Annotated in this window: 20 protein-coding genes, 1 tRNA gene and 4 pseudogenes; 17 read left to right on the top strand and 8 right to left on the bottom strand. The window is 65.8% G+C overall.

All coding sequences use genetic code 11. The features are described from left to right. Positions 1-2 precede the first annotated feature (2 nt). The 3 genes and pseudogenes from OR16_RS16045 (at position 3) to OR16_RS16035 (ending at position 3,375) form a co-directional block, all read left to right on the top strand. A pseudogene (locus OR16_RS16045) lies at positions 3-1,310 on the top strand (NAD(P)/FAD-dependent oxidoreductase). Between the two features lie 180 nt (positions 1,311-1,490). Further along, positions 1,491-2,364: pseudogene (locus tag OR16_RS16040) on the top strand (dienelactone hydrolase family protein). A gap of 183 nt (positions 2,365-2,547) precedes the next feature. After that, positions 2,548-3,375, top strand: coding sequence for a ZIP family metal transporter (locus tag OR16_RS16035; protein WP_050982995.1), 828 nt, complete (start codon positions 2,548-2,550; stop codon positions 3,373-3,375). A 35-nt stretch (positions 3,376-3,410) separates the two neighbouring features. On the opposite strand, the gene OR16_RS16030 is transcribed toward OR16_RS16035, so the two are convergent. The 3 genes from OR16_RS16030 to OR16_RS16020 all read right to left on the bottom strand — a co-directional run bounded on the left by OR16_RS16030 (position 3,411) and on the right by OR16_RS16020 (position 6,623). Then, positions 3,411-4,268 carry a sulfurtransferase gene (locus OR16_RS16030; RefSeq protein ID WP_006158994.1) on the bottom strand — a complete coding sequence of 286 codons (858 nt, stop codon included), beginning with the start codon at positions 4,266-4,268 and terminating at the stop codon, positions 3,411-3,413. 76 nt (positions 4,269-4,344) lie between these two features. Further along, positions 4,345-5,265 carry a DMT family transporter gene (locus OR16_RS16025; protein ID WP_043419943.1) on the bottom strand — a complete coding sequence of 307 codons (921 nt, stop codon included), beginning with the start codon at positions 5,263-5,265 and terminating at the stop codon, positions 4,345-4,347. 254 nt (positions 5,266-5,519) lie between these two features. Continuing rightward, positions 5,520-6,623: an aromatic ring-hydroxylating oxygenase subunit alpha gene (locus tag OR16_RS16020; protein WP_006158992.1), complete on the bottom strand. Its 1,104-nt coding sequence runs from the start codon at positions 6,621-6,623 to the stop codon at positions 5,520-5,522. 357 nt (positions 6,624-6,980) lie between these two features. On the opposite strand from OR16_RS16020, the gene OR16_RS16015 reads away from it, so the two are divergent. From OR16_RS16015 to folE2, 4 genes are all read left to right on the top strand, one after another. Further along, positions 6,981-7,271, top strand: a complete 291-nt coding sequence (locus OR16_RS16015) for an exodeoxyribonuclease VII small subunit (protein ID WP_043419976.1) — start codon at positions 6,981-6,983, stop codon at positions 7,269-7,271. Continuing rightward, positions 7,268-8,188, top strand: coding sequence for a polyprenyl synthetase family protein (locus OR16_RS16010; protein WP_006158990.1), 921 nt, complete (start codon positions 7,268-7,270; stop codon positions 8,186-8,188). Before OR16_RS16015 ends, OR16_RS16010 begins: the two co-directional genes overlap by 4 nt. Positions 8,189-8,247: 59 nt before the next feature. Then, positions 8,248-10,158: a 1-deoxy-D-xylulose-5-phosphate synthase gene (gene dxs, locus OR16_RS16005; RefSeq protein ID WP_006158989.1), complete on the top strand. Its 1,911-nt coding sequence runs from the start codon at positions 8,248-8,250 to the stop codon at positions 10,156-10,158. A 240-nt stretch (positions 10,159-10,398) separates the two neighbouring features. Further along, positions 10,399-11,205 carry a GTP cyclohydrolase FolE2 gene (gene folE2, locus OR16_RS16000; RefSeq protein ID WP_006158988.1) on the top strand — a complete coding sequence of 269 codons (807 nt, stop codon included), beginning with the start codon at positions 10,399-10,401 and terminating at the stop codon, positions 11,203-11,205. Positions 11,206-11,238: 33 nt separating this feature from the next. Here the strand turns inward: folE2 and tsaD are convergent. Continuing rightward, positions 11,239-12,258, bottom strand: a pseudogene (gene tsaD / locus OR16_RS41310) (tRNA (adenosine(37)-N6)-threonylcarbamoyltransferase complex transferase subunit TsaD); the annotation flags it as partial. Between the two features lie 108 nt (positions 12,259-12,366). Here tsaD and OR16_RS15990 point away from each other — a divergent pair. The 4 genes from OR16_RS15990 to dnaG all read left to right on the top strand — a co-directional run bounded on the left by OR16_RS15990 (position 12,367) and on the right by dnaG (position 16,593). After that, the gene (locus tag OR16_RS15990; RefSeq protein ID WP_006158987.1) at positions 12,367-13,641 is read left to right on the top strand and encodes an NAD(P)/FAD-dependent oxidoreductase; all 1,275 of its coding nucleotides are present in this window, start codon (positions 12,367-12,369) and stop codon (positions 13,639-13,641) included. 128 nt (positions 13,642-13,769) lie between these two features. Further along, positions 13,770-13,982, top strand: a complete 213-nt coding sequence (gene rpsU, locus OR16_RS15985) for a 30S ribosomal protein S21 (protein WP_006158986.1) — start codon at positions 13,770-13,772, stop codon at positions 13,980-13,982. A 132-nt stretch (positions 13,983-14,114) separates the two neighbouring features. Further along, on the top strand, positions 14,115-14,564 hold the full coding sequence (locus tag OR16_RS15980; RefSeq protein WP_006158985.1) for a GatB/YqeY domain-containing protein: 450 nt from the start codon (positions 14,115-14,117) through the stop codon (positions 14,562-14,564). A gap of 214 nt (positions 14,565-14,778) precedes the next feature. Next, on the top strand, positions 14,779-16,593 hold the full coding sequence (dnaG, locus tag OR16_RS15975) for a DNA primase (protein WP_006158984.1): 1,815 nt from the start codon (positions 14,779-14,781) through the stop codon (positions 16,591-16,593). Between the two features lie 82 nt (positions 16,594-16,675). Here the strand turns inward: dnaG and OR16_RS44585 are convergent, their stop codons facing one another. Next, a complete protein-coding gene (locus OR16_RS44585; RefSeq protein WP_237717080.1) occupies positions 16,676-16,963 on the bottom strand; it encodes a hypothetical protein in 288 nt (95 codons plus the stop codon). Positions 16,964-17,060: 97 nt separating this feature from the next. Here OR16_RS44585 and rpoD point away from each other — a divergent pair. Both rpoD and OR16_RS15960 read left to right on the top strand, forming a co-directional pair. Further along, positions 17,061-19,336 (top strand): annotated as a pseudogene (gene rpoD / locus OR16_RS15965) (RNA polymerase sigma factor RpoD). Between the two features lie 27 nt (positions 19,337-19,363). After that, positions 19,364-19,442 (top strand) — tRNA-Ile (locus tag OR16_RS15960). 135 nt (positions 19,443-19,577) lie between these two features. On the opposite strand, the gene OR16_RS15955 is transcribed toward OR16_RS15960, so the two are convergent. Further along, positions 19,578-19,901: a hypothetical protein gene (locus tag OR16_RS15955; RefSeq protein WP_006158982.1), complete on the bottom strand. Its 324-nt coding sequence runs from the start codon at positions 19,899-19,901 to the stop codon at positions 19,578-19,580. Between the two features lie 179 nt (positions 19,902-20,080). Between OR16_RS15955 and OR16_RS15950 the strand changes: the two genes are divergently transcribed. Further along, positions 20,081-20,608, top strand: coding sequence for a DUF3455 domain-containing protein (locus tag OR16_RS15950; RefSeq protein WP_006158981.1), 528 nt, complete (start codon positions 20,081-20,083; stop codon positions 20,606-20,608). A 58-nt stretch (positions 20,609-20,666) separates the two neighbouring features. Here OR16_RS15950 and OR16_RS15945 read toward each other — a convergent pair whose 3' ends face one another. Beyond that, positions 20,667-21,134 (bottom strand): hypothetical protein, encoded by a 468-nt coding sequence (locus OR16_RS15945; protein WP_006158980.1) that lies wholly within the window; start codon positions 21,132-21,134, stop codon positions 20,667-20,669. Positions 21,135-21,187: 53 nt separating this feature from the next. Further along, a complete protein-coding gene (locus OR16_RS15940) occupies positions 21,188-21,520 on the bottom strand; it encodes a hypothetical protein (RefSeq protein WP_043419940.1) in 333 nt (110 codons plus the stop codon). Between the two features lie 182 nt (positions 21,521-21,702). On the opposite strand from OR16_RS15940, the gene OR16_RS45830 reads away from it, so the two are divergent. The 3 genes from OR16_RS45830 to OR16_RS15930 are packed head-to-tail and all read left to right on the top strand — an operon-like array spanning position 21,703 to position 24,726. After that, on the top strand, positions 21,703-22,365 hold the full coding sequence (locus OR16_RS45830; protein ID WP_237717079.1) for a POTRA domain-containing protein: 663 nt from the start codon (positions 21,703-21,705) through the stop codon (positions 22,363-22,365). After that, the gene (locus OR16_RS45825; protein ID WP_237717082.1) at positions 22,265-22,876 is read left to right on the top strand and encodes a ShlB/FhaC/HecB family hemolysin secretion/activation protein; all 612 of its coding nucleotides are present in this window, start codon (positions 22,265-22,267) and stop codon (positions 22,874-22,876) included. Before OR16_RS45830 ends, OR16_RS45825 begins: the two co-directional genes overlap by 101 nt. Before the next feature lie 56 nt (positions 22,877-22,932). Continuing rightward, positions 22,933-24,726, top strand: coding sequence for a DUF2341 domain-containing protein (locus OR16_RS15930; protein ID WP_006158978.1), 1,794 nt, complete (start codon positions 22,933-22,935; stop codon positions 24,724-24,726). The last annotated feature ends 10 nt before the right edge of the window (positions 24,727-24,736 follow it).

Raw genomic sequence — 24,736 nt, 5'->3', positions numbered from 1 at the left:
GCATCATCGTAGTCGGAGGAGGAGCAGGCGGGCTGGAGCTGGTCACGCGGCTGGGCGACAAGCTCGGCAAGGGCGGGGCCGCGCAGGTGGTACTGGTGGACCGCTCCCCCACGCATATCTGGAAACCGCTGCTGCACGAAGTTGCCGCCGGCAGCATGGATCCCCATACCCATCAACTCGAATACGTGGCGCAGGCCCGCTGGCATCATTTCGAATTCCAGCAAGGCGAGCTGACCGGCATCGACCGGGGCCGCAAGACCATCTCGGTGGCGGCCTGTGTCGACCTCGACGGCACGGAGCTCCTGCCCGCGCGCGATCTGCCCTATGACACCCTGGTGCTGGCGATCGGCTGCGTCACGCATTTCTTCGGTGTGCCGGGCGCCGCCGAGAACGCCATCGCGCTCGACACCGTGGACCAGGCGGAGCGCTTTCGCCGCAAGCTCATCTCGGCCTGCGTGCGCGCCCAGAACGGGCGCGGGCGCATCGGCGAAGACGGCCGGGCGCGCGTGGATTTTGGCCTTCTTGGGCGCCGGCGCCACCGGCGTCGAGCTCTCGGCCGAACTGCGCAATACCGCGCACGTGCTGAGCGCCTACGGGCTGCATCAGCTGGACCCGCGCCGCGATGTGCGCATCCACGTGATCGAGGCCGGCCCGCGCATCCTGCCCGCGCTGTCCGAGCGCGTGTCCACCGAAACCACCAAGCTGCTGCGAAAGCTCGACATCGAAGTTTTTCCCGCCGGGCGCGTGCGTGACGGAAGTCGACCGGGGACGCGGTGCTGACCGCCAGCGGCAAGCGCGTCGACGCCGACCTGACGGTGTGGGCCGCCGGCATTACCGCACCGGCGGTGCTGTCCACCCTGGGCCTGCCGGTCAGCCGGATGGGCCAGCTCATCGTCAAGCCCACGCTGCAAAGCGAGGCCGATCCCGATATCTTCGCCTTTGGCGATTGCGCCAGCTGCCCCTGGCCCGAGAAGCAGGGCGCCGTACCGCCACGCGCGCAGGCCGCGCACCAGCAGGCCATGTTCCTCTACGGCGCGCTGCGCGCGCGCCTGGACGGCAAGCCGCTGCCGTCGTTCTCCTTCAAGGACCTGGGCTCGCTGGTGTCGCTGGGGCATTTCAGCGCGGTCGGCAGCCTGATGGGCGGCCTGATTGGCGGCTCCATGTTTATCGAAGGGCTGATGGCGCGCGTGATGTACAGCTCCCTGTACCGCATGCACGTGATGGCGCTGCACGGCGCCGTGGGCATGGGGCTGGATACCGTGACCCACTGGCTGCGCAGCAAGACCAGCCCGCGAGTCAAGCTGCACTGACCGCCTGACCGCCTGACGGGCGCCGGAGGCGCGCGGAATCGCCGCGCCTGCCGGCCGCGTGCGTTTCACGCCATGTTTGCTTAGAATCGGATCTCCCGACGCCGCTGGCGTCGGCGTGCCTTGCGCATCCAGATCCGCAAGCCAAGCCACTCAAGCCATCCGCGCCCCACAGGAGACCGCATGCTGAAGCCAGAAGTCGAGAGCCTCGTACCCAGCCAGTCCTTTGACCGCCGCGCCTTCGTCAAGACGGCGCTGGGTTCGGCGTTTGCCGCCGCTGCCTTGCCTGTGATGGCGCAGGCCATCAAGACCGATTTCGCCGGCCTTGCCGCCGGCGAGGTGACGATTCCCTCGGGCGGCTTCAACATGCCGGCGTACCGCGCCCAGCCGGAGGGCAAGACCAACTTGCCGGTGGTGCTGGTGGTGAGGCGAGATCTTCGGCGTGCATGAGCACATCGCCGACATCTGCCGGCGTTTTGCCAAGCTGGGCTACCTGGCCATCGCGCCGGAACTGTTCGCGCGCCAGGGCGACCCCAGCAGCTTCGGCACCATCCAGGAACTGCAGGCGAAGCTGATCTCCAAGGTCCCGGACGATCAAGTGATGGCAGACCTCGACGCGGCGACGGCCTGGGCCAAGGCCAACGGCGGCAACCCCAGCCGCCTGGCCATTACCGGCTTCTGCTGGGGCGGGCGCATTACCTGGCTGTACGCCGCGCACAGCCAGCAGGTGAAGGCTGGCGTGGCCTGGTATGGCCAGCTGGTGGGCGAGCCGACCCCGATCAAGCCGCGCAACCCGGTCGACCTGGCCGGCCAGCTCAAGGTGCCGGTGCTGGGCCTCTACGGCGGCAAGGACACCGGCATCACGCAGGAACAGGTCGAAAAGATGAAGGCGGCGCTGGCGGCATCGAGCGATCCCTTTGCCAAGGCTTCCACCTTCGTGGTCTATCCGGAATCCGGCCATGCCTTCAACGCGGACTACCGCCCGAGCTATCGGGAGGCGGACGCCAAGGATGGCTGGCAGCGTTGCCTGGCCTGGTTCAAGCAGCACGGGGTGTAAGGCGCGGCTCGCGCATGCGGCCTGGCCGGGCGCTGCCGGTTCCGCGGGCAAGATCGGCTTGTGCCGCGGGATTTGCAAAACCGGCCGCAACCTACGTACAATGCGGGCTTCGTTTCTTGCAACAGTGTTGCGTTTGAGATCGATACTGCTCCCCCAGGAGCGGAATAGCGATCCCAGGAGCCCATCATCGATTCCACGCTTGTCTATATCCTGCTTGCCGCCACCGTCTCGGGGGTGGGCAGTATCTTTGGCGCAGCGCTGTTGTCGCTGACAGTGGCTTCCCGCGTGGTCGAGCGCATGGTGAGCTTCTCGGTCGGGGTGCTGCTGGCCACGGCCTTGCTGCATTCGCTGCCCGAGGCCTTCGAGTCCGGCGCCGATCCGCGCGCCTTGTTCGGCACCTTGCTGGCCGGCCTGCTGGGCTTCTTCCTGCTGGAAAAGGTAGCGCTGCTGCGCCACTCGCACCATCACGAGGGCGACGGGCACCACCACCACCACGGCCATGACCGCGAGGAAGCGGGTCGTAGCGGCATGACCATCCTGGTGGGCGATACCTTCCACAACTTTGCCGACGGCATCGTGATCGCCGCCGCTTTCCTGGCCGATCCGCATATTGGCCTGGTCACCGCGCTGGCCATCGCCGCGCACGAGATCCCGCAGGAAGTGGGCGATTTCATCGTGCTGCTCAACGCCGGCTTCTCCAAGGCGCGCGCCTTTGCCTTCAACCTGCTCTCCAGCCTGGCGGCCATCGCCGGCGGCGTGGTGGGGTACTACCTGCTCGACCAGATGAGCGGCTGGATTCCCTACGTGCTGGTGATCGCCTCGAGCAGCTTCGTCTATATCGCCGTGAGCGACCTGATGCCGCAGATGCAGCGCAAGCCGCGCTGGCGCGAGTCGATTATCCAGGTCGTGCTGGTTGCCACCGGGATCTGCGCCATCTTCTTCATCACCAATGGCGTGCACGAAGCGCATGGCCATGGCCACGCGCACGGCGCGGCGGCGTCCGCCAGATAAGCCAGCCGCCGGGGCGGCTTGCGCCGCCCGCCATCTCAGGCGCCGCTTGCCACCGGCCGCGCCGGATCGGCGCACCACTCGCTCCATGATCCCGGGTAAAGCGCAGCGCCCGAAAGGCCAGCCACTTCCAGCGCCAGCAGGTTATGGCAGGCGGTCACGCCGGAGCCGCACTGCATGATCGCTTCGCTGGCCGGCTTGCCGCCCAGCACCTGCGCGAACTCCTGGCGCAACGCGCCAGCCGGCTTGAAGCTGCCGTCGCCCTCCAGGTTGTCCTTGAAGAAGCGGTTGGCCGCGCCCGGGATATGCCCGCCCACGGGATCCAGCGTTTCGTTCTCGCCACGGAAGCGGTCCGCCGCGCGGGCGTCCACCACCAGCCGGGTCGGGTTTGCCAGGTTCGCCAGCACGGCGTCGGCGTCCACCGTGGCCACCAGTGCCGCCTTGCGCGTCAGGTTGCCCGGGGTTTCGGGCTCCCGCGCGTTGTCCGCCTCGAGCGGCAGGCCGGCCGCCACCCATGCATTCTTGCCGCCGTCCAGCACGGCCACCGCGCCGTGGCCCAGCCAGCGCAGCAGCCACCAGGCGCGCGCCGCGTACATGCCACCCTGCGCATCGTAGGCAATGACCTGGGTGTCTTCATTCACCCCCAGTGCGCGCAGGCGCGCGGTCAGCGTGTCGGGGTCGGGCAGCGGGTGCCGGCCATTGGTGCCGGTCTTCTCGCCGGACAACTCGTTGTCCAGGTGCAGGTAGAAGGCGCCAGGCAGGTGGCCCACGTGATAGGCATCGCGTCCCGCAGCCGGGTTGGCCAGGTCGAAACTGCAGTCGATCACGACGCTGTGGCGGCTGCCGTCGTCGCGCAGCGCGCGCAGGTCCTGGCTGGAGATCAGGGTGGTGAACATGGCATAACCTTGGGTTGGGATGGCCGCGCCCTGACGGCGCGGGCGGCCGGGTGAGCACCGTTGGCCGCCATCGATGCTACACCTCGGGGTGCACTTCCGCCTCGGCCGACTTGACCGGCGTATCGGCGGTTGGCTGCTGGTTGGAGCCTTCGCGCGCCCGGGTGAGCGTGGTCGCGATGCCGCTGGCGATGATCAGCCCCATGCCGACCCAGGACAACCCGTTGAGCTGGTCGCGCCAGACAATCATGCCCCACAGGCTGGAGAACACAATGCCGGCATATTGCAGGTTGGCGGTGAGCAGCGTGTTGCCGCGCTTGTAGGCGCGCGTCATCGCGGTCTGGCCGAGCGTGGCGAGAACCCCGATGGCCAGCAGCAGGCCGGCGCCCCGCCAGGTGTGGGCGCTCGGGCCGGTAAACACCATCCAGGCCAGGCCGACCACCATCCCGACCGCCGAGAAGTAGAAGACGATGCGGCCTTCGGGCTCGCCCAACTGGCCGAGCTGGCGTACCTCGACGTAGGCCAGCGCGGTGAACATGCCGGAGATCAGGCCGATCAGGCCGCCGGTGAGTTGGTTATGGCCAACGGACGGCTGCAGCAGGCAGAGCACGCCGCCGAACGACATCAGGATGGCGCCGATCAGCTTGCGGTCCGCGCCGCCGGTACCGGTCAAGGCCGCGCCGGCACCCAGGATCAGCGCGATCCAGACCGGCGACATGTAGTTCAGGGTCATCGCCGTGGCCAGCGGCAGCATGGTGATCGAGGTGAACCACAGCAGCAGGGCGGTCACGCCGAACAGGCTGCGCTTGATATGCATGGCCATGTGCGGCGTACGCACCGAGGTGCCCGACGATGCCAGCACGGTCCACATGATGATCACGCCGATCAGGCTGCGGTAGAACACGATCTCGCCCGTGGCATAGATCTCGGATGCCAGCTTGACGCCCACCCCCATTAACGAGAAGGCGAAGGCGGCGAACAGCATCCAGAGCGATTGCATGGTGAGGCGGAAGGAAGAATGGACAGCGCGCGAACCGGGTCCTGGCAGGGCAGGGATCGGAATCGCGGAAGGCTCCGCATGGGGCGGATGGCCGGCGTGGCAGGCGGCGAGGCGCCGGACGCACACCGGAAGCGGCGATTGTAACAGCGAGTGTGCAGTGCACCAACGGCAGAACGGACCGCCGAGGCGGTCCGTTCTGCTTGAAAAGCTACGTCGTTCAGGTGGCTGCGGCCCGCCGGGCCTTGGCTGGCGGGTCAGTCCGTGAACGACATGGCGCGGCGATACCATTCATGAAAGTGTTGCATACCGTCTTCCATGGGCGACTGGTAAGGCCCGGTCTCGCTGACGCCGCGCTTTGCCAGCGCGCGGCGCCCGGCATCCATGCGCTCGGCGATCTCGTCGTCCTCGATGCAGGTTTCCATATAGGCGGCGCGCTCGGCCTCGACAAACTCGCGCTCGAACAGCGCGATTTCCTCGGGGTAGTAGAACTCCACGACGTTGCGCGTCTTGTTCGGCCCGAGCGGATGCAGGGTGGAGACCACCAGCACGTTCGGATACCACTCCACCATGATGTTGGGGTAGTAGGTGAGCCAGATCGCGCCGTACTTGGGCAGCACGCCGTTGTTGAAGCGCAGCACGGCCTCATGCCACTTCTGGTACGTGGGGCTGCCCGGGCGCTTCAGGCCCGCATGCAGCCCGACGGTCTGGACGCTGTGCCAGTCGCCGAACTCCCAGCTCAGGTCATCGCAGGAGACAAAGCTCCCGAGGCCCGGGTGGAACGGCACGACGTGGTAGTCCTCCAGATAGACCTCGATGAAGGTCTTCCAGTTGTAGTTGCACTCGTGGATCTCGACGTGGTCGAGCAGGTAGCCTTCGAAGTTCAGGTCTTCCGCCACGCCCAGGCGTGCCAGGTCGGCCCGGACGTCGCGCTGCCCCTCGAACAGCAGGCCGTTCCAGTTCTGCAGCGGCGAGCGGTTCAGGTGGACACACGGACGCTCGGCGAAATGCGGCGCACCGAGCAGTTCACCCTTGAGATCGTAGGTCCAGCGGTGCAAGGGGCAGACAATGTTCTTCGCATTGCCGCGGCCATTGAGCATGATGGCCTGCCGATGGCGGCAGACATTGGACATGAGCTCGATCCCGTCGGCATTCCGTACCAGGATGCGGCCCTCGTCCTCGGCGGCCAGCGTGTGATAATCGCCCGCTTCGGGGATCATCAGCTCGTGGCCAACGTAGCCCGGGCCCTTCTTGAACAGCAGTTCCAGTTCTTGTTGATGCAGTGCCTCGTCGATGTAGACGTTTACGGGCAACTGCGTATCAGCCGGCACCAGTTTCAGCGCGGTGCTGAGATTGGACATTATCCCCACTCCCTATGACAGGCGAAAGCAGTGAACAACCCAACCATCGAAAAAGAAATCGATTTGGGAAAGACGGTCAGCCGCGCCCTGGCCTGCTTCCGGGCCGACGGATGGGGATCGCGCTGACGAACCGCGGATTGTACCCGAGCGAAAAAGTTAAGGGACTGATTATTTAGCCTTTTTAGCGAAAAAGTCGACCCGGGTCGTCATGGAGGTGTCGTTCAGGGCGCATTCGGAAAGACGACCCAAGCGCACAAGTCACTTTCCGGCAACGCTGTCCACCCCCGCTGTCGCATGGATGCGGGCAACGCCCCGCTTTGGCGTAAAATCCCACCTTCCTCAGATTCAATGTCCGCAATGCCAAAGACTACGAGCTCTCCGGCCCAGGCCGATCCGGCCGCGGCCGACCCGCGGTCCGCCTCCGCGCCGCCCGCCTCCTATGAGGCCGCCATGGCCGAACTGGAGGCCCTGGTAGCCAGCATGGAGGGCGGTGCCTTGCCGCTGGAAGATTCTTTGGCCGCGTACAAGCGCGGGGCTGAACTGGTCAGGTACTGCCAGCAGATGCTCGAACGCGTGGAACAACAAGTTAAAGTGCTGGAGGGCGATGTACTCAAGCCCATGTCCGCCGACGCCGGAGACCTGGAATGAGCGAATCGCATCAAGCTATCGACGCCGGCGATTTCGCCGCCTGGATGCGCGCCACGGGCGCCAGGACCGAGGCCGCGCTCGACGCCGGGCTGCCGGCGGTGGAGACAGTGCCTTGCACGCTGCACGAAGCCATGCGGTATGCTGTGCTCGGCGGCGGCAAGCGGGTTCGCCCCTTGCTGGTGCACGCGGCCGGCGAAGTGGCGGGCGCTGCCCCCGAGTCCTGCGACGCGGCCGCCAGCGCGGTGGAGATGATCCATGCGTACTCGCTGGTCCACGACGATATGCCCTGCATGGACGATGACGACTTGCGTCGTGGCCGTCCCACAGTGCACAAGGCCTATGATGAAGCGACGGCGCTGCTGGTGGGCGACGCGCTGCAGACCCAGGCCTTCGTGGTGCTGGCCGAGTCGGCCTCGCTGGCCTCGCTCGACGCCGCCGCGCGCATGCGCCTGGTAGCGGAGCTGGCCAGGGCCTCTGGCTCGGTGGGCATGGCAGGCGGGCAGGCGATCGACCTGCAGCATGTCGGCCTGGCCATGTCGCTGGAAGAACTGGAAGGCATGCACCGCATGAAGACGGGTGCGCTGCTGCGCGCCAGCGTGCGCATGGGCGCTTACTGCGGTGCCGTGGACGAAGCCGGCCTGGCCGCGCTCGACCGCTACGCCGCGGCCGTGGGCCTGGCGTTCCAGGTGGTGGACGATATCCTCGACGTAACCGCGGATACCGCCACGCTTGGCAAGACCGCCGGCAAGGATGCGGCAAACGACAAGCCGACCTACGTGTCGCTGATGGGGCTCGAGCCTGCACGCCAACTGGCGCAGCAGCTTCGGGCCACGGCGCACGAAGCGTTGGCGGTGTTCGGCGCGCGCGCCAGACGCCTGGGCGAACTGGCCGATCTCATCGTGCTGCGCTCGAATTGAATGGACAAGCAGGAAACACTGACAACCGGGCACAAGAATCCGGCCGCCGAACGGACATCATGACCTACGCACTGCTAAAAACTATTGACGACCCCGCAGCCCTTCGCCGGCTGGACCGCCGCCAGCTCAAGACGCTGGCCGACGAACTCCGCGCCTACGTGCTCGAATCGGTGTCGCAAACCGGCGGCCACCTGTCGTCAAACCTGGGCACGGTCGAACTGACCATTGCCCTGCACTATGTGTTCAATACGCCGGAAGACCGCGTCGTCTGGGACGTGGGGCACCAAAGCTATCCGCACAAGATCCTGACCGGCCGCCGCGACCGCATGCATTCCCTGCGCCAGTGGGGCGGCATCTCGGGCTTCCCGCGACGCTCGGAAAGCGAGTACGACACCTTCGGCACCGCGCATTCCTCCACCTCCATCTCGGCTGCGCTGGGCATGGCGCTGGGTGCCCGCACGCTGGGCGAGAAGCGCGTTTCCATTGCCGTGATCGGCGACGGCGCGATGACCGCCGGCATGGCCTTCGAGGCCATGAACAACGCCGGTGTCTACAAGGACCTGCCGCTGCTGGTGGTGCTCAACGACAACGACATGTCGATCTCGCCGCCGGTGGGCGCGCTCAACAGCCACCTCGCGCGGCTGATGAGCGGCAAGTTCTACGCCGCCACCAAGAAGGGCATCGAACGCGTGCTGTCGGTAGCCCCGCCGGTGCTCGAGTTCGCCAAGCGCTTCGAGGAACATGCCAAGGGCATGATGGTGCCGGCCACGCTGTTCGAGGAATTCGGTTTCAACTACATCGGCCCGATCGACGGCCATGATCTCGAGTCGCTCGTGCCGACGCTGCAGAACATCCGCCAGCGCGCCCTCGAAGGCGGCGGCCCGCAGTTCCTGCACGTGGTGACCAAGAAGGGCCAGGGCTACAAGCTGGCCGAGGCCGACCCGATCCTGTACCACGGCCCCGGCAAGTTCAACCCGGCCGAAGGCATCCGCCCGTCGACCAAGCCCGCCCGCAAGACCTACACGCAGGTGTTCGGCGAATGGCTGTGCGACATGGCCGCCGCCGACCCCAAGCTGGTGGCGGTAACGCCCGCCATGCGCGAAGGCTCGGGCATGGTCGAGTTCGAGAAGCGCTTCCCGAACCGCTACTACGACGTGGGCATCGCGGAGCAGCATGCCGTGACGTTCGCGGGGGGCCTTGCCTGCGAGGGTCTCAAGCCCGTGCTGGCGATCTACTCCACGTTCCTGCAGCGCGGCTATGACCAGCTGATCCACGACGTGGCGCTGCAGAACCTGCCGGTGGTGTTCGCACTCGACCGCGCCGGCCTGGTCGGCGCCGACGGCGCCACCCACGCGGGCGCCTACGACATCGCGTTCCTGCGTTGCATCCCCAACATGATGGTGATGACGCCGGCCGACGAGAACGAATGCCGCCAACTGCTGACCACCGCGTACCAGCAGGCATGCCCGACCGCCGTGCGTTATCCGCGCGGCGCCGGCAGCGGCGTGGCGACCGAGGCCGCGCTCACCGCGCTGCCGGTGGGCAAGGGCGAGATGCGCCGCACGGGCGGCGCGCGCGCCGGCCAGCGCGTGGCCTTCCTGGCGTTCGGCTCGATGCTGCATCCGGCGCTGGGCGCGGCCGAGGCGCTCGACGCTTCGGTGGCCAACATGCGCTTTGTCAAGCCGCTTGACGAAGCACTGGTGAAGAAGCTCGCGAGCGAGCACGACTACCTCGTCACCGTCGAAGAAGGCTGCGTGATGGGCGGCGCGGGCAGCGCCGTGCTCGAAGCGCTGGCCGCCGCCGGCATCGCCGTGCCGGTGCTGCAGCTTGGCCTGCCCGACCGCTTTGTCGACCATGGCGATCCGGCTTTCCTGCTGGCGCAATGCGGATTGGACGCCAAGGGCATCGAGCAGTCGGTGCGCGAGCGCTTCAACCTGGCCCGGCCGGCCGCCGCAACGCGCGCGGCCTGAGCCAAGGGCGCGCCCGCAGCGCTGCGGGCGCGCCGGTTTTCCTGATGCCGTTCACCCGTGCTCCCCGTGCGGGTATCGCCCTGCTCGTGGGCAGTCCAAGACAAATTCCCTTAGAATCCCAGGTTCTGTGTTCGCAGCTGCGAAGAAGGCATCGGCTTTGCCTTCACCGCGGTTTCACACTCGTTGCGCGGCAAGGTTGACTGCGAAAAATGCCGCGACCGTAGAGGAAACCTGATCCATATGAATGACATCAATCCCGCCTTTGTGATGCCCGACGTGCAGTCGAGCCTCGATACCCGCCAGATCCCGATCCAGCGGGTTGGCGTGAAGGGCGTGCGTTACCCCCTGTCGCTGAAGACGCCCGCGGGCGTGCTGGCGACGGTTGGCACCTTCAATCTCGACGTGCACCTGCCTGCCGACCAGAAGGGCACGCACATGTCGCGTTTCGTCGCCTTGCTGGAGGACGAGCGCGAGCCGCTGGAACTGGCGACCTTCCGGACGCTGCTTGACAAGATGCTGGTCAAGCTCGAAGCCGAGGCTGGCCGCATCGAAGTGACCTTCCCGTATTTCATCAACAAGATCGCACCGGTGTCCGGCGTGCAATCGCTGATGGACTACGAAGTCACGCTGATCGGCGAAGTGCGCAACGGCACCACCAAGGTCTTCCTGAAGGCCCTGGTGCCGGTCACCAGCCTGTGCCCGTGCTCGAAGAAGATCTCGCAGTACGGCGCGCACAACCAGCGCTCGCACATCACCATGAACGTGGAGCTGGCGGGCGACTTGCCGGTCGAGGCGCTGGTGCGCATGGCCGAGGAAGAAGCCTCGTGCGAGCTGTGGGGCTTGCTCAAGCGCCCGGATGAGAAGTTCGTCACCGAGCGCGCTTACGAGAATCCCAAGTTCGTCGAGGACCTGGTGCGCGATATCGCCATGCGCCTGAATGCGGACGAGCGCATCGTGGCCTATGTGCTGGAGGCGGAGAACTTCGAGTCCATCCACAATCACAGCGCCTATGCGGTGATCGAGCGGGACAAGCGTACGGCACAGTAAGCCAGTAAGCCGTCCTTGCCAACGACAAAAAAGCAGCCGGATATCCGCCAGCTCCCAGCGCGGCGTCACGCCGTAGCCGTAGTTGCGCTGCGCCAGCTCGGGCGCGGCTTGCAGCCGCATCGCGCCGGCAAAGGCGATCATGGCGCCGTTGTCCGTGCAGAAGGCCAGGTCGGGATAATAGACCTCGATCTTCTTCTGCGCGCCAAGCTGGTCCAGCCGCTCGCGCAGTTGCCGGTTGGCGCCCACGCCGCCGGCAACCACCAGGCGCCGGTGTCCGGTCTGCTTGAGCGCGGCCATCGACTTGGCGGCCAGCACGTCGACGATGGCGTCGACAAAGGAGCGCGCCAGGTTGGCCCGGTCCTGCTCGCACACATTGCCGAGCTTGCGGGTTTGCGTGAGCACGGCGGTCTTCAGGCCGGCGAAGGAGAAGTCAAGGTTGCCGGAATGCAGCATCGGGCGCGGCAGCGCGTACGAGCCCGGCACGCCGAACTCGGCCAGGCGCGAGACTTCGGGGCCGCCCGGGTAGCTCAGGCCGAGCAGCTTGGCGGTCTTGTCGAAGGCTTCGCCGGCGGCATCGTCCAGGGTCTCGCCCAGCAACGCGTACTCACCGACGCCGCGCACTTCCATCAGCTGCGTGTGCCCGCCGGACACCAGCAAGGCAACAAACGGGAACGGCGGCGGATTACGCGTCAGCAGCGGCGACAGCAGGTGGCCTTCGAGGTGGTGCACGCCCAGCATCGGCACATTGAGCGCGAAGCCCAGGGCGTTGGCCACCGATGCGCCCACCAGCAGCGCGCCCGCCAGCCCGGGGCCTTGGGTGAAGGCGATCGCATCGATGTCGGCGCGGGTGCGGCCGGCTTCGTCCAGCACCTGCTGCAACAGTGGCAGCACGCGGCGGATATGGTCGCGCGAGGCGAGTTCAGGTACGACGCCGCCGTAGTCGCGGTGCATGGCGATCTGCGAATGCAGGGCGTGGGCGAGCAGGCCGGCTTCGGTGTCGTACAGCGCGAGGCCGGTTTCGTCGCAGGAGGATTCGATGCCGAGGACAAGCAGATCGGGTGGCAGCCTGGCATGAGGCCAGCAGGGTAGCACAGCGGCGCCGGCCATGCTTTTCGCTACAATCGCCGCTTCTTCAGCAGGCATTGAGTGGGCAAGACAGACATGGGCAGCAAGCAGACCGCAGAGACCGGCCAGGCCGGCGCGCGCGCAGGGCGCTTCGATGTGGCGGTGCTTGGCGCCGGGGCCGCCGGCATGATGTGCGCCGCCGTGGCGGGGCAGGGCGGCGCCAGCGTGGTGCTGATCGACCACGCCACCAAGGTGGCGGAGAAAATCCGCATTTCCGGTGGCGGACGCTGCAATTTCACCAATCTGCAGGCGGGTCCGGCCAATTTTCTGTCGGCTAATCCGCACTTCTGCCGCTCTGCGCTCGCCCGCTACACGCCGCAGGACTTCCTCGCGCTGATGCGCAAGCATGAGATCGACTGGCACGAGAAGCACCGTGGCCAGCTGTTCTGCAATGACAGCGCCGAGCAGGTGATCGAGATGCTGCGCGCCGAATGCGGCGCGGGCCATGTGCAATGGCGGACCGGCTGCGCCGTGGACGAGGTCAGGCGCGAGGGGGACGATTTCCTGCTGATGACGGCCAGCGGGCCGGTACGCGCCGGTGCGCTGGTGGTAGCCACCGGCGGCCTGTCCATTCCGAAGATCGGCGCCACCGACATCGGCTACCGCATTGCCCGCCAGTTCGGGCTGGGCGTGGTGGAGACGCGCCCGGCGCTGGTGCCGCTGACCTTCGACGGGCAGGGCTGGGCACCGTTCGTGCCGCTGGCCGGCGTGTCGATGGAGGTCGACATCGCGACGGGCAGCGGAAAGACCGCGGGTGCCTTCCGCGAGGACTTGCTGTGGACCCACCGTGGCTTGTCCGGCCCCGCCGTGCTGCAGATTTCCAGCTTCTGGCACCCTGGCACACCGATCACCATCGACCTGTTCGACGGCAACGACGCCAGTGCATGGCTGCTCGAGCAAAAGGGCGGCAGCCGCAAGCACCTGGCCAACCTGCTGGCCGAGCGCCTGCCGGCCCGCCTGGCCGACGCCTGGTGCGCGGCCGCGGGCCTGAACGGCGCCCAGCCGCTGCACGACATGCCGGACAAGGCGCTGCGCCGGCTCGGCGCCGCGCTCAATAGCTGGCAACTGGTGCCGGCAGGCACCGAGGGCTACCGCAAGGCCGAGGTCACGCTTGGCGGCGTGGATACGCGGGCGCTGTCGTCGGCGAGCATGATGGCACGCACCGTGCCGAACCTGTATTTCATCGGCGAGGTGGTCGATGTGACAGGCTGGCTTGGCGGCTACAACTTCCAATGGGCCTGGGCGTCCGGCGTAGCCGCCGGCCAGGCCGTCGCGGAGAACGCGCGGGCCACGGCCACGAGCGCCGTCTAGAAGGTCCCGGTGATCCAGGTGGCCTAAGCGGCACGGCACCAAAAAAGCCGCCGTGCGGGCTTGACAGCCGTTGTGCTACACTTGTAGCTTTCGTAAAATCGCTAACAGCTGCTACTTATTTCAGCAAAATGACCACGATCCACCTTAAAGAAAACGAGCCGTTTGAAGTTGCCATGCGTCGTTTCAAGCGCACCATCGAGAAAAACGGCTTGCTGACTGAATTGCGGGCTCGCGAGTTTTACGAAAAACCGACGGCTGAGCGCAAGCGCAAGAAGGCTGCAGCCGAGAAGCGCCACTACAAGCGCATCCGCAGCCTGATGCTGCCGAAGAAGCTGTACTGAGCGCACCCTTCGCTTTTTCGCATCAAAACCCGCTGTGGGCAAGACCCCGGCGGGTTTTTGCATTGGCGGTCCGACGGACGGCGCGCGGCGCCGGCCGGTAACGTCCCGTCCACACTTTTCTGGAAATTTGCCATGTCCCTCAAAGCCCGTGTAACTGAAGACATGAAGGCCGCCATGCGTGCCCGCGAGACCGAGCGCCTCGGCACCATCCGCCTGCTGCTGGCCGCCATCAAGCAACGGGAAGTGGACGAGCGCATCGAGCTCGACGATGCCGCCGTGCAGGCCGTGATCGAAAAACTGATCAAGCAGCGCAAGGATTCCATTTCCCAATTCACCCAAGCCGGCCGCACCGACCTGGCGGACAAGGAAAGCGCGGAAATCGAAGTGCTCAAGGTCTACATGCCGGCGGCCCTGTCGGATGCGGAAGTTGCCGCCGAGGTGCTGGCCGCGGTGACGGAAACCGGCGCCGCCGGCCCGCAGGACATGGGCAAGGTCATGGCCGTGCTCAAGGCGAAGCTGGCTGGCCGTGCCGACATGACCGCCGTCTCCGGCCTCGTCAAGGCCGCGCTGACCGGGCGCTGACCGGGCCGGGGCGCTAGCTTGCGCCTGGTGGCCGAGGGCCGTTTAAGGCGCTTCTTGCCCGGCACCCCTCGCAGCACTGGCTGCAATCCGTTGCGTCTGCACTACAATGTAGTGTCAAGGGGCCGGAAAGCGCAGTGCCGGTCACGCACTTCATGAACAAGATAGCGCCGCTACCCGGTCCTACGGGCAGCTCGGCCAGAGGACGACAAGCCGGGTGATTCCGCAATCCTTCATTCAGGACCTGCTCAACCGTGTCGACATAGTCGATGTGGTGGGCAAGTACGTGCAGTTGAAGAAGGGCGGCGCCAACTTCATGGGGCTCTGCCCCTTCCACAACGAGAAGTCGCCGTCATTCACGGTCTCGCCGACCAAGCAGTTCTATCACTGCTTTGGTTGCTCGGCGCACGGCTCGGCCATCGGTTTCCTGATGGAGTACTCCGGGCAGTCCTACCCTGATGCCGTGCGTGAGCTGGCGCAATCGGTCGGCCTGTCGGTGCCGGAGGAACGCGACCGGCTGCCGCCGGCCCAGCGGGCCGAAGTGCAGGCTCGCTCGCTGGCGCTGTCCGATGCCATGACCCGCGCGACCGAGTTCTACCGCAAGCAATTGCGCAGCGCGCCGCAGGCGATCCAGTACCTCAAGGGCCGTGGCCTGACCGGCGAGATCGCGGCGCAGTTTGGCCTGGGCTATGCCCCGGACGACTGGCAGGGGCTGGAGTCGGTGTTCGGCAACTATCGCGACGATGCGATCGCCGGGCCGCTGGTGGAAGCCGGCCTGATGATCGAAAGCGCCGAGAAGCGCGACGCCGACGGCAAGCCGCGGCGCTACGACCGTTTCAGGGACCGCATCATGTTTCCCATCCGCAGCACCAAGGGCCAGGTGATCGGCTTTGGCGGGCGGGTGATGGGGCAGGGCGAGCCCAAGTACCTGAATTCTCCTGAAACGCCCCTGTTCAGCAAAGGCACCGAGCTGTATGGCTTGTTCGAGGCCCGCCATGCGATCCGGGAAACCGGCTATGTTTTGGTGGTCGAAGGCTATATGGACGTGGTGGCCCTGGCCCAGCTCGGCTTTGCCAACGCCGTGGCCACGCTGGGCACGGCCTGCACGGCGGTGCACGTGCAAAAGCTGTTGCGCCAGACCGACGCCGTGGTGTTCTCGTTCGACGGCGACGCCGCCGGACGCCGCGCGGCGCGCCGGGCCCTGGAGGCCTGCCTGCCGTACGTGGCGGACAACAAGACCATCCGCTTCCTGTTCCTGCCCGCCGAGCATGATCCGGACAGCTATGTGCGCGAGCAGGGCACCGACGCGTTTGCCGCGCAGGTGCGCGATGCCATGCCGCTGTCGCGCTTCTTGCTGCAGGTGGTGTCGGAGGGGCAGGAGCTGCGCCAGGCCGAAGGCCGCGCCCGCGCCCAGTACGAGGCCAAGCCGCTGCTGCAGTCCATGCCTGCCGGCGGCCTGCGGCTGCAGATCGTGCGCGAGCTGGCCGATGCCACCGGCACGACGCCGGCCGAAATCGAAGCCGTCTGCGGGCTGGCGAGCGATCCGGCGCGGGTCGGGCGCTTTGCCCAGCCGCGGCCGCGCACCAAGCGTCAGGCCCCCGCCGGGCTGGAACAGCGGGTGCTGCAGTTGCTGATGCGCTACCCGCAGCTATCGAGCCGGCTCGATGTCGACAGCCGGGCGCTGCTGCTGGAAGACGAGCAGGCCGATGCCGAGGTGTTGGCGCACCTGGTGTCCGCCTGCGATGAGTTGCAGGGCGAGGTGAACTTCGCGGCCTTTAGCGAGCATCTCGCGCAGTCGCCGTATGCCGAGGTCTACGCCAATGTGCGCGCCGCGGTGCTGCGCGAAGAGATCGATGAGGAACCTGCCGAGCAGGAATTCGATACCGCCATCGCCAAGCTGCTGGCAGGGCCGTTGCGCCGTGAGCTCGACATGCTCCAGCAGTCGGTGATCATGGGCACGGCGGATGAAGAAGGCAAGAGCCGCATGCGATGGCTGGTCAGCGAGATCAATCGGCGGCGGCAGCTGGGTTGACCGTCCGGTAGGTCGGGCAAGGCGGATGGTGACAAATAAGTGAAGGTTTGGCGCAGCCTGGCTGCGCTTAAGCCTTGATTTTTCAGGTGAAAACCTCACCTGATGGGAAGCTGGCTAATTGTGACGTGCTACAATTGCCGGTTTCGATAGCGGAATCTTTCTCTCCCCTTCTGGTGAAAGTGAGCGTGCCAATGGCAAAGGCCAAAGCAACCGAAAAGGTTTCCACTAAAGCTCCCCAATCGGGGAGCGGCAAGGCGTCCGTGAAAATAACGGCGGCTGCCAAGGCAGCCGCGTCAGTCAAGGCGCCAGCCCAGCCCGTGCCTGCCAAGACCGCTCGGAGCGCCAAGGCGCCCGCAGCGTCCACTTCCACCGGGACCCGCCTATCCGAAAACTTGAGGCCCTCGACTTCGGCACACGAGAGCGGCGATAGCGCCAATACAAGCGGCAAGAACGCCGCGTCTGCACCTGTGAAAGGCAAGAGTATTACCGTGGCGAAACAGCAGAATACCGAAGTCGAGAGCAAGAATACGGCAGCGACCAGCGCCAAGACCGGAGACGCCATGCCAGGCGCCGCCGCGCCCGAGGCCACGCCGCCCGCCACAACTTCCGCCCCCGTTGCATCCGAGCGTCCCGCCGCTCCGGCAGTCAAGCCGGAGCCGAAGAAGCGTGGCCGCAAGCCCAAGGCCGGAGCGCAGCAGGACGACAGCACACCAGACGACGTGACTGAAGAGCTTTACGAAGACGAGACGCCGGCGGCCGCAACGCCGGCTGTCGCGCCCAAGAGCGAAAAGCAAAGGGCTCGCGACCGCAAGGCCAAGGAAAAGGCCTTGCTGAAAGAGTTCGCCTCGACGCAACAGGGCACCGAGGAAGAACTGGAAGCGCGCCGCCAGAAGCTCAAGGCGCTGATCAAGCTGGGCAAGTCGCGCGGCTACCTGACCTACGCGGAAATCAACGATCACCTGCCGGACGACATGGTCGATTCGGAAACGATCGACACGCTGGTCGCCACGCTCAACGACATCGGCATCGCCGTCTACGAGCAAGCCCCCGACGCGGAAACGCTGCTGCTCAACGACAACGCCCCGTCGGCCACCAGCGAAGAAGAAGCCGAGGAAGAGGCTGAAGCTGCGCTTTCTACCGTTGACTCCGAGTTTGGCCGGACCACCGACCCCGTGCGCATGTACATGCGCGAGATGGGCACGGTGGAGCTGCTCACGCGCGAAGGCGAAATCGAGATCGCCAAGCGCATCGAGGCCGGCCTGAAAGACATGGTGATGGCGATCGCCGCCTGCCCGGTCACGATCTCCGAGATCCTGGCCCTGGCCGAGCGCGTTGCCAACGATGAAATCAAGATCGACGAGTTCGTCGATGGCCTGATCGACCCGAATGCCGCGGACGTGCCCGTGGCCCCCCGGCCCCGGCCGTGGTGGTGGCTGCCGAGGAAGACGACCTGGAGTCCGACGGCGAGGAATCCGACGAAGACGAGGACGACGAGGCTGGCGGCCTGGCTGCCTCCGCGCGCCAGCTCGAGGAACTGAAGCTGGCCGCGCTGGAAAAATTCCGCGTGATTGCCGAGCAGTTCGACAAGATGCGCCGCTCGTTCGAGAAGGAAGGCTACAAGTCCAAGTCCTACGTCAAAGCCCAGGAAGCCATCCTGAACGAGCTGATGAGCATCCGCTTCACCGCCCGCAACGTCGAACGCCTGTGCGACACGCTGCGTGGCCAGGTGGACGAAGTGCGCAAGCTCGAGCGCTCCATCCTGAAAATCGTGGTGGACAAATGCGGCATGCCGCGCGCGGATTTCGTTGCCCGTTTCCCGGGCAATGAAACCAACCTTGAGTGGATCGACACGATCATCAAGGACGGCAAGTCGTACAGCACCATCGTCGAGCGCAATGTGCCCGCCGTGCGCGAGCTGCAGCAAAAGCTGATCGACCTGCAGTTGCGTGTGGTGCTGCCGCTGAAGGAGCTCAAGGAAGTCAACCGCAAGATGAGCGAGGGCGAGAAGCGCGCCCGCGAAGCCAAGCGCGAGATGACCGAGGCCAACCTGCGCCTGGTGATCTCGATCGCCAAGAAATACACCAACCGCGGCCTGCAGTTCCTCGACCTGATCCAGGAAGGCAATATCGGCCTGATGAAGGCGGTGGACAAGTTCGAATACCGCCGCGGCTACAAGTTCTCGACCTACGCGACGTGGTGGATCCGCCAGGCCATCACCCGTTCGATCGCCGATCAGGCGCGCACCATCCGTATCCCGGTGCACATGATCGAAACGATCAACAAGATGAACCGCATCTCACGCCAGATCCTGCAGGAAACCGGCAACGAGCCGGATCCGGCAACGCTGGCCGAGAAGATGGAGATGCCGGAAGACAAGATCCGCAAGATCATGAAGATCGCGAAGGAACCGATCTCCATGGAAACGCCGATCGGTGACGACGACGACTCCCATCTGGGCGACTTCATCGAAGACACCAACACGCTGGCCCCGGCCGAAGCGGCGCTGCACGGCTCCATGCGCGACGTCGTCAAGGACGTGCTGGATTCGCTCACGCCGCGTGAAGCCAAGGTGCTGCGCATGCGTTTCGGCATCGAAATGAGCACCGATCACACGCTGGAAGAAGTGGGCAAGCAGTTCGACGTTACCCGCGAGCGGATCCGGCAAATAGAAGCCAAGGCATTGCGCAAGCTGCGTCACCCCAGCCGCTCTGATAAGCTTAAGAGTTTCCTCGAAGGTAGTTGATCGGTATCATGCCGGTCTGACTTTCCTGGGCCTCTAGCTCATGCCTGGTTAGAGCAGCGGACTCATAATCCGTTGGTGCCGTGTTCGACTCACGGGAGGCCCACCATTGTTGAAAAAGCCCCGCAGCTTCCTGCGGGGCTTTTTCTTTGGTGCGGCCATGCCGCGGGCTTGCGCATCGCTGCCTGACTGCCGCCCTATTGCCGCCATATCGCCGCCTCGGATTCATCAGGCCACGCTATTTCTACTTGTCCATGCCGGTCGTGGTTGCCTTTTTATGGCTTGGTGCCTTGCCAGCCGCTTTTTTGGTCGACGTCTTTGTGTCGGTGAGCGCCGAGGCCGTGTTTTGATTCGCACCCTGGGTGTACGGGTCGAACTTGTCGTTGGCCTTCGCGGTGTCCGGCACGTAGCCATCCTTGTTGGTAGTCCGCTGCGGGTCCGGCACGTAGCCGTCCTTGTTGGTACTGCGCATGTTGTAGTCGTAGCGATCTGCCGGATTTGCAGGGCCTGCGGCGTAAAGGGTGCCAGGTACGAGAACTGCAATTGCCAATGCGATAGCGATCTTCATGGGTGACTCCTTCCGATCAAGGTCGATACAACGCCGATGGCCCTCGCGCGCTCACCTGGCGCGACGGCCCGCCTAATAGCGTAGCCGTCAGCCCTGCAAAGTTCCAGTGCTCGTTTTTGCCGTACTCTCGCAGCCGAGCCGGAGGTACTATTCCGAACGGGCCCAGGCAAGGAGGCTGTATGTGGCAAGATTTCCACGGTAGTCGCAAATCGCATCGCTTCGCCCTCGCCGGGGCGTGTTTGCTGGTTTCCTGCGCCATTGCCCAGGAAGCCGCGCCGCCCGAACTCCAGCCCCCCGACGCTAGCCGTTCGATCGCGGTCCTGCACGCATCCGGCGTGCAGATCTATGTGTGCAAGCGCGCTCAGGGCAATGCCTTGTCGTGGGCGTTCAAAGCCCCCGAGGCGGAACTGCGCGACGATTCCGGCAAGCTCGTCGTCCGGCATTACGCCGGGCCGACCTGGGCAGCGCCCGACGGCAGCACGGTGACCGGCAAAGTATTGCGGCAGGCGGCGAATGCGCGGGCGCCGGACAGCATTCCGCTCCTGCTGTTGCAGGCGACGAGTTCCGGGGGGGCGGGCTTGTTTGCCGCGGTGCGTTACGTTCAGCGGTTGAACACGCAAGGCGGCATCGCGCCCGCCCAGGCTTGCACCCAGGAAGGACAGGAAAGCCGCGTGCCGTATCGCGCGGACTACGTATTCCTCGAGTAGCCAAGCCATCCCGAGGCGAGCGCGCGGTCTATCATGGTGTTGCCATGCGCCCCCGGCTTTAGAGCTTTTGCACCGCGGCAAGCTCGAATATCCTGGCCCAGCGGAGCGCCTCCTTGCGACTCGCCATCGGGATATGCCAGCTGCCTCGCGCATTGTGTTCAAGACGTAATTCAAGCCTCCATTCGCCGCCGTTCTGCAACGCGTTGGCACTCGCTATATCCGCAAAAATAAACTTCGCCTGCTGTCCGTCGACATCCAGTGCGCCACGCTTGCGTTCCGGATCCACGCGCATTGCCCCCCACGCGCCTTCCAGCGACAGGATGCGCTCGCCCTTGATCTTGACCCCGTGGATCGCGCGGTAGCGGCGAACCAGGCTTGCGACGAAGGCCGCGAGCAGCGCCGCGCAGAACACGACTGCAGCGGTCCCGGCAATCGCGCCATAGGCCGCGGCCACCGTCGCGTACAAGCGGACCGCGCCATAGATGAGGGCACCGATCAATGCTAGGCCGGCGATGATGAATGGCACGTCTTTTCCTTTAAAGAAATTCCAGTGGGCTAGCGGGTTTGCCGCTAACGCGGCTATGGCCGCTGCGGCGTGACCGATGTGCCGAAGGTATTGCCCATGCGGTGGCTGGTCGCCGAATAGTTGAACAGCCCCAACGCATTGGAGGGCCGCTCCACGATGCTCTCGGATGCCAGCTTGCGCTCGGAGGGGGCCTGTCCGGGGGCAGGCTTGGGGCTCAGTTTCTGCGTCAGGCAGGGAAACGACGGGGCCCGTGCGCCATTGACTTCCACCTCGACACAACTCGCCGCGGCATCCCCCATCGGTGGGGGGGGCTCCGCCGCGTGCAGCGGACCGGCTGTGCCAAGGCTGCCCACGGCAATCGCGACAACTATTAGCCATTTGCGCATTCTGTGCTCCGTCTTCGTTGATCGCCAACAGCGGTATTGGCGGTATTGGCGGCATTGGTGCTATGCCTGAAGTGTAGCGCCGCCTTTCGCATAGCGCGGCACGCAATGCCTTTTGCGATATCGCTTGGGGCGCCGGCGCAAGGGAACGACGGCAATTGTTTCGCAAGGGATTGAGCAAACACATGCATGAAAAGAACAAGAACGATGCGTCCGCGCGCTGGAGGGCGCTGTGTCTGGCGGTACTGGGACTAGGGGCGCAGGGAACCGCAATGGCGCAGGCGCCCGCTGCCACCGAGGCAGCAACGCCTGGTGTGCAGGCCGATGCGGAACGCCGCGTCGACATCAACGAGTACATCGTGCGTGGGAACACGGTGCTGGATGCGCGCGCGATCGAGCGCGCGGTCACGCCTTTCCTTGGGCCGAAGCGCACGATGAAGGATATCGAGGGCGCGCGCGACGCGCTGCTGGCGGCCTACCAGGCCAAGGGCTTTCAATCGGTGTACGTGGACCTGCCCGAGCAGCAGGCTGTTGGCGGCGTGGTCTTCCTGCAGGTGAGCGAGACCAAGGTGGGCCGCGTGCGCGTGGTCGGCGCGCAGTACAACTCGCCCGTGGAGGTGCGCGAGCAGGTGCCCGCGCTGGCGGAAGGCGCGGTGCCGCTTCAGCGCCGGCGTGGACTTCAAGGACAACGAAGAGGTGACGCGCCTGGGCAGCGCCGGCGACACGGTGCCGCTCAAGTACGCGCCGATCACGCTGGGCTATTCGGGCTTCGGGCAGACGGAGCGCGGCACCTATGGCCTGAACCTGTCGCTGGTCGCAGGCACGCGCAGCTTCCTCGGCTACGGTAGCACGGCGCAGCAATTCGACTACAAGCGCTACAAGGCGTCGCCAAGCTTCATGGTGCTCAAGGGCGATACCAACGGCTCCTACACGTTCGCCGGGAACGCGCAGCTGGGCTGGCGCCTGGCTGCCCAGATCACGGATTCGCCGCTGGTGTCGAACGAGCAGATCGCGGCCGGCGGCATGAACTCGGTGCGCGGCTACCTGTCGGCCGAGACCACCGGCGACTACGGCGTGGTCGGGTCCGTCGAACTGCGTACGCCACCGCTCGCCTTCTTTACTTCCGTGGTTGAAAACTGGCGTGCCTACCTGTTTGCCGACGCCGGCCAGGTGCGCCTGCGCGATCCGTTGCCCGAGCAGCAAAGCAATTTCTCGCTTGCCTCGGTGGGCGTGGGCACCACGTTCCGCCTCGGCCAGAAGGTCACCGGGCGCCTGGACCTGGGCTATCCGCTCAAGGCCGGGCCACGCACGGAGCGCGGCGACCCGCGGGTGAACTTCAGCGTCACCGCCAGCTATTGATCGCCGCTTCCAACCCACTACATCGACTCCTTACGAGCTAACCGAGAACCATTGTCATGCGACGCATCCTATTGCTCGTGCTCACGCTGCTGAGCACCCTCTTGCCGGACCTGGCCCATGCCTGGTGGCAGCCCGACTGGGCCTATCGCAAGCCGATCACGATCGACGCCGGCCCCAAGGCCGGCGCAATCGGCGGCGATGCGGGCCGCACCCCGGTGCTGCTGCGCCTGCATACCGGCAACTTCAGCTTTGAAGGCGTGAGCGAGACCGGCGCCGACCTGCGCTTTGTTGCCGCCGACGACAAGACGGTGCTCAACCACCAGATCGAACAGTTCGATCCGCTCCTGGGCATCGCGCTGATCTGGATCGACGTTCCATCGGTCTCGGCGGCGGGCCCGCAGCAACTGTGGATGTACTACGGCAACACCAAGGCGCCCGCATCGGGCAATGGCCAGCGGACCTTCGACCCGGACTACATGCTGGTCTACCACTTTGCCGAAGGCAGCGTGCCGGCACGCGATACCACGGCTTACGGCAACCACAGCCAGACCGCCGTGGTGAGCATCGACGGCACGGTGATCGGCAAGGGCGCGCAGCTCGGCACCGCCCCGCTGGTGCTGCCGTCGTCGCCGTCGCTGGCACAGGCCGCCGGCGCGCCGTTCGGATTCTCCGCCTGGGTACGCCCCGAGAAGCTTGGCCCGCAGCAGGTCGTCTATGCGCGCCGCGATGGCGCGGGCGAGCTCGTCATCGGCATCGACCAGGGTGTGCCGTTCGTGCAGGTCAATGGCCAGCGCAGCAATCCCGGCCAGCCCGTGCAGGCGGGGCAGTGGTCGCACCTGGCCGTCAAGTCCGATGGCAAGAGCGTGGCGCTGTATGTCGGCGGACGTCCCGCCGCCTCGCTCGCAACCGGCTTGCCGGCGATGAACACGCCGGCCACCCTCGGCGCCGATGCCACGGCCTCCGCCAACGCACCGGCCGCAGCTACCGCGCTGAGCCCGCTTTCCGGCGCCATCGATGAAGTGCGCCTGTCCAAGGTTGCGCGCCCCGATGCGCTGATCCTTGCCGACGCCGTATCGCAAGGCGCTGAATCGCGCCTGGCCGTGTTCGGCGCGGACGAGCAGCAGGCCGGCAAGAGCCACTTCGGCTTCATCCTCGCCGCCATGCCGCTGGACGCCTGGATCGTGGTGGGCCTGCTCGGCATCATGATGGCGCTGTCGTGGGCCATCATGATCAGCAAGGGCCGCAGCTACGGTGCCACCTCGCGCGCCAACGCCGCTTTCATGGTGCATTTCCGCGAAGCGGCCGGCGCGCCGCTGGACCAGCTGGCCAAGAGCAACCGCGTACCCGAGGCCGTCAAGGCGGACTCGTCGCTGTGGCGCCTGTATGAAATGGCGGTCGAGGAACTGCACCGCCGCCATCAGAAGGGCTACGACCTCAACGCGGTCTCCGACGCGACCATCAGTGCGATCCGCGCGGCCATGGATGGCGTCATGGTGCGCGAGAGCGAGCGCATGGCCAAGCGCATGAACTGGCTGTCGACCACCATCGAAGGCGCACCGTACGTGGGCCTGTTCGGCACCGTGATCGGGATCATGCTGGTGTTCGTCGTGGCGGCCATGGCCGGCGCGGTGGACATCAACTCGGTAGCACCGGGCATGGCCGCGGCCTTGCTGTGTACCGCTGCCGGCCTGGGTGTCGCGATTCCCGCGCTGTTCGGCTACAACTGGCTTGCCTCGCGCTCGGATTCGATCGGCGCCGACATGGCAGTGTTCGTGGACGAGTTCGCCACGCGCCTGGCCGAAGAGCAGGGCGAGGGACGTCGCGTCCCCGCTGCCCTGCACCGGGCTTAAGGGGAGCGCA

Source organism: Cupriavidus basilensis OR16 (assembly GCF_000243095.1).
Taxonomy (GTDB): domain Bacteria; phylum Pseudomonadota; class Gammaproteobacteria; order Burkholderiales; family Burkholderiaceae; genus Cupriavidus; species Cupriavidus basilensis_D.
Note: the sequence above shows the minus strand (reverse complement) of the source record. Positions and strands in the feature narration are given on the sequence as shown.